A 3748-nucleotide genomic window follows, 5' to 3' on the forward strand; every position below is an offset into this window, starting at 1 on the left:
CCGTCGAAACCGTCGGTCAGGGCATGCCGGATCTGCCGTTCCGTGGTCGGCGAGCAACTGCCCGACACGACGGCTATCCGCTCGGCTGCGCCCGGTGGCGTGAAGCCATGTCCGGCGCCGACAATGCCATTCGACGCCCATTCGGCCAGCAACGCATACTCGACTCCGGATGAGCCGACGACAAAGGAACCGCCTGGCTTGCGAACGCGCCAGATCTCCTTGCCGGCCAGAGCCTGCGTTTCCAGATTGTCGACATCGACAAGCACGATGGGGGTGCCGTTTCCGGTCAGCCGATCGAACGCCGCCGACCGCGATGCCGACTGCAGCGTCGCAAGGTCGACCAGCCCCGAGCTCAGCGCCGTCTGCCGCGACAGATGGATCAGCAAATCCGACTCATCCATCGGCGTCGTCGGGTGGCGGCTCATCACCGGGTGGCGGTCGATGCGGAAATATTGGTCGCGATAGGCGGCGAACAGGTGCCCGAAGGCGGTGTAGCGCTTGAGCTGCGGCGCGCCGACCAGCAGCGGCACGCTGGCTTGCGCGAACACCGAGCGGCCGATCTCGGTGGCCCGGCCGATGCTGCCGATCGTCGGGCTGGAATCGAAGGTCGAGCAGACCTTGTAGTGACAAATCTCGGCATTCAGTGTCTTCAGCCAGGCAAAGGCATCGCGCAGATATGTGTCCATCCATCGCGGTGTCTCGCTGCGGCTGGTGCCGGCGAGGCCGATCGCCCGGCAATGGGCAAATCGTGAAAGCAAGGCATCGTCCGGCTGGCGCATGAACAGCACGGTCGGCACACCACCGAGCTCGAGCGCCTCCATCACATCGGTCGAGCCGGTCAGGTCGTCGCCGTAATAGCTGAGAAGCAGGTCCTGCATCGTCTCAGGCTGCCTTGCCGTCGCCGAATTTTTCGATCGACCGCGCCAGTTCGGGATGGTTCAGGGCGAAGTCCGCCAGCGGAATGCCGTCGACCGCCGCTTGCCAGGCTTGCTGCACGGCACGCACACCGGCGCCCGGCCCGTCCGGATGGCTGACGATGCCGCCGCCGCAGAGATAGAGAAGATCGACGGTCCGTCCGGTCCGCGCATATGTCTCAGGAGCCTGGCCGCCCCACTGGCCAGAGCCCGCCACCGGCAAGGCGCAGTCCTCGGGTGAAAAGATCGGTGTCGTCACCGCCTTGAACGATTCGACGAAAGAGTCGTCCGGCTCCCAGTATTTCGAGGCGATGCCGTTGATCTGGAACTGGTCGACGCCGAGCAGTCGCCAGAATTGCTGCCAGACCTTGAAGTCCATGCCTAGCCCGGGGTGCCGGGTGAGGATGTCCCAGCCGTTGCGGTGAGCATGCAGCACCAGACTGGAGCGCTTCCTCAGGAACGCCATGCCACCGAAGCCGATCGAGTTGATGTTGATGACAGCGCAATTGCCGCCAGCCTTCGCCACCATATCGTGGTTGCGCATCATCTCATCGGGGTCGGCATGCGAGATGCCGAAGGCATACATCACCTTCTTGCCGGTCTTCTGCTCGTGGTCGAGGATCAGCGGCACGATCGCCTTCACTCGTTCCGACAGGGGCGAATAGGCCGGGCTCATCAGCTTCTCGTCGTCCTTGATGAAGTCGACACCGGCGGCGATCAGTTCCGCCACCATTGCGGCCGTCTCATGTGGCCGCAAGCCCAGCGCCGGCTTGACGATGGTGCCGATGATCGGACGATCCGTCACATTGGTCAGCCGACGGCTGCCGGCGACACCGAACTGGGGGCCGGGATGCGCGCCGCGATACTCCTCCGGCAATTTCATGTCGACGATGCGAATCCCGGTGAGGCCCTTGATCGAATAGGTGCCGCCGATGGCAATGGTCATCAGTGCCGAAAGGTCGGTGCCGATGGCATCGAATGGAAAGGCGATATCGACATCGGCGCGCCTGAACGGCCCGTTGCCGCTGTCGGGAAGCGACGGCCGTTCGGCATCGGCCAGAGGCCGTATCGCCAGCACGCGCGCCGCCACCCGGGCTTTCAGTTCCTCGGTCTCGCCGGGCAGCGCGACGAAGGTGCCGGTCGACTGATCGCTGGCGATCTTGGCCGCCAGGACTTCGATGCTTCCAGGCGTTTCGATGCGGTAGGTGAGCGTGATCATGGTCCGCTGTCTCAAGCCGAGGCGTTCGAAAAAGGTTCACCGGTGTTTCAAATCTGGTATAATGAGTACATAAGTATTGCAAGTCATATCCGGCAGCGGGATCGACAGACGGCAATTCCGGGAATTGTGGCGGCAGTGTTAGATAAGGCCGGGTCAAGGGAGTGATTCGCGACGATGAACCGTTCGGAACCGATTGTCCGGCGCAAGCTTTCCGATGAGGTCTTCTTGCGGCTGAAACGCCTGATCACCAGCGGCGAGCTGATGCCGGGCGACGACATGCCGTCGGAGCGCGAACTGATGGAGCGCTTCGAGGTCGGCAGGCCGGCGATTCGCGAGGCGATGCAGGCGCTGAGCAATATGGGCCTGGTGGCGATCTCGCATGGCGAACGCGCCAAGGTGCTGCAACTCACCGCCAAGTCGATCATCAAGCAGGTCGACGGCGCCGCCAAGATCATCCTGTCGTCGTCGAAGGACACGCTTGAGCACCTGAAGACCGCGCGCATCTTCTTCGAGCGCGGCATGGTCAGGGAAGCCGCCGAAAAGGCCACCGCCGAGGATGTGCAGCGGCTCAGGGCCACCGTTGCCGAACAGCGCGGCTTTCGCGGCGATTCCGAAGCCTTCATCTCCGCTGACATGAAGTTCCATACACAGATCGCCGCCATCTCCGGCAATCCGATCTATATTGCCGTCAGCGAGGCGATGCTGGGCTGGCTGAAGGAATACCACACCGAAATGCTGATCTGGACCGGCAAGGAAAAGTTCACGCTGACCGAGCACGAAGAGATCATCGGCCGCATCGAGAAAAAGGATGCCGACGGCGCCGAGAAGGCGATGATCAAGCATCTCGAACGCTCGCGCGCGCTCTATGTGATGAATTCTGAAAAATAATCTCGGCGGTTCAGCCGATCCGAAGGATCGCGTAAGGCGTCATTGCGACCTGGCCTCGGCCAAAAGCTGAAATGTCGACCTGCACGTCTTCCGCCGTCAGGTTCGCCAGCCACGCGATTGTCTTGCCCGAGGCGGAGCGCCCGGCCAGCGCCAGCACCTTGGTTTCATCGCTCGTCCTTGCCGACACATGCGCAAGGCCGGCCAGCTCGCAAAGCCCCTTGATGGGCTGGAAGATTGGCCGGTGTGATCCTTCCGCGACAGGTTCCCCTGATGAAGCGAGCACGCCGAAAGGTCCAGTGAAGCTGGAAAGTGTCAACATCTCCAGTCCGACCGGTGCGACACGCGCGGCATAGCCAATCGTCCATGCAGCAGCGAACTGACCGGTGTGGCGAGGATCGCTGTCGGCCATGGCAACGCGCTGTCCCCCGGGATTGGGCTTGGTCGCGCTGCCATAGGGGTTCTGGCGCATGGCAATCGTCGACGGGCCGATCCGATAGGGCTTTGCCCCGAAGATCGCCCGCGCCGATCGGGTGATGAAAGGCAGCGCCTCCAGCGATTGCATGATGCTGAGATCGTCGGCGGCATGCACGATCGGGCAAGTACAATGGGTGATGAAATCGAGCTGGTCCGCCGGCACGCGCTTGCGGTTGAGTTCGGTGAAGTAGCTGAACATGCCGCCGCCGAGGCGGATATCCGGAAAGGCGCGCCGCGCGGCCGCGTAAACATC

The 3748-nt window shown here is 62.8% G+C and carries 3 protein-coding genes and 1 pseudogene (1 of these 4 only partly in view); 1 reads left to right on the forward strand and 3 read right to left on the reverse strand.

Features of this window, described 5'->3' with window-relative positions:
• Both EOC06_RS24960 and oiaX read right to left on the reverse strand, forming a co-directional pair.
• Positions 1–878, reverse strand: partial view of a four-carbon acid sugar kinase family protein gene (locus tag EOC06_RS24960; RefSeq protein ID WP_128309040.1) — the 5' portion only. It extends 454 nt beyond the left edge of the window; the window shows 878 of its 1332 coding nt (coding positions 1–878); its start codon is at positions 876–878; the stop codon falls past the left edge of the window.
• A gap of 4 nt (positions 879–882) precedes the next feature.
• Positions 883–2133, reverse strand: coding sequence for a 3-oxo-isoapionate-4-phosphate decarboxylase OiaX (oiaX, locus tag EOC06_RS24965; protein ID WP_127326973.1), 1251 nt, complete (start codon positions 2131–2133; stop codon positions 883–885).
• A 174-nt stretch (positions 2134–2307) separates the two neighbouring features.
• On the opposite strand from oiaX, the gene EOC06_RS24970 reads away from it, so the two are divergent.
• Positions 2308–3021 carry a transcriptional regulator NanR gene (locus EOC06_RS24970; RefSeq protein ID WP_127318194.1) on the forward strand — a complete coding sequence of 238 codons (714 nt, stop codon included), beginning with the start codon at positions 2308–2310 and terminating at the stop codon, positions 3019–3021.
• Positions 3022–3031: 10 nt separating this feature from the next.
• Here the strand turns inward: EOC06_RS24970 and EOC06_RS24975 are convergent.
• Positions 3032–3748, reverse strand: a pseudogene (locus EOC06_RS24975) (hypothetical protein); the annotation flags it as partial.

This window comes from Mesorhizobium sp. M7A.F.Ca.MR.362.00.0.0 (assembly GCF_004023175.1).
In the GTDB taxonomy this organism is placed as follows: domain Bacteria; phylum Pseudomonadota; class Alphaproteobacteria; order Rhizobiales; family Rhizobiaceae; genus Mesorhizobium.